Origin of the sequence: Myxococcus llanfairpwllgwyngyllgogerychwyrndrobwllllantysiliogogogochensis (genome assembly GCF_006636215.1) — a bacterium.
Taxonomy (GTDB): domain Bacteria; phylum Myxococcota; class Myxococcia; order Myxococcales; family Myxococcaceae; genus Myxococcus; species Myxococcus llanfairpwllgwyngyllgogerychwyrndrobwllllantysiliogogogochensis.
In genome coordinates, this window is record NZ_VIFM01000674.1 from 1 (window position 1) to 522 (window position 522).

Consider the following 522-nt stretch of genomic DNA (forward strand, 5'->3'; position numbering starts at 1 on the left):
CCCCCGGCCGCTCCAGCGCCGCCCGCACCACCCTCACCCCGGAGATGGGCTCGAACTCCGCCTCCACGCTCCCAGGCTCGAAGGCCGCGCGCTCGGCCAGCTCACTCAACCGCCGCACGTGGGCAAGCACCTGCTGCTCCACCACCGCGTCCCGCTCCAGCCCGTGCTCCTCCAACAACTCCTCGTCCGCGGCGCCCGCACCACCCCGCGCCCACAGCGCATCCAGCGCCTCCGCGCTCAACAGGCCACTCTGCAACAGCGCCTGCGCCGGACTCTGATACCCAAACCCCAGCCGCGTCCCCACGAGGTCACCCTCGCGCAGCATCAACCGCGACTCACGCCCTCCTGCGGACAAGGTCAGCCATCCCGTGGCTCGGGACTTGTGGGCGGAATACAGCGCTTCGGCGGCCTGCGACGGAATCATCCTCGCCGCAGTGTAGTCCCTCCTCACCGCCCCTCAACTTGCCGAGGGTGCCCGCCTGCCCGCCCCGGTGAAACACACCTGTCGCAGCGCCTCGTAGG

Annotated in this window: 1 protein-coding gene; it reads right to left on the reverse strand. The window is 71.1% G+C overall.

What is annotated here, in order from left to right:
* Window positions 1-424 (reverse strand): hypothetical protein (locus tag FJV41_RS49960; RefSeq protein ID WP_141649591.1); only part of this gene is annotated, 424 nt, incomplete at its 3' end.
* Between the last annotated feature and the right edge of the window lie 98 nt (window positions 425-522).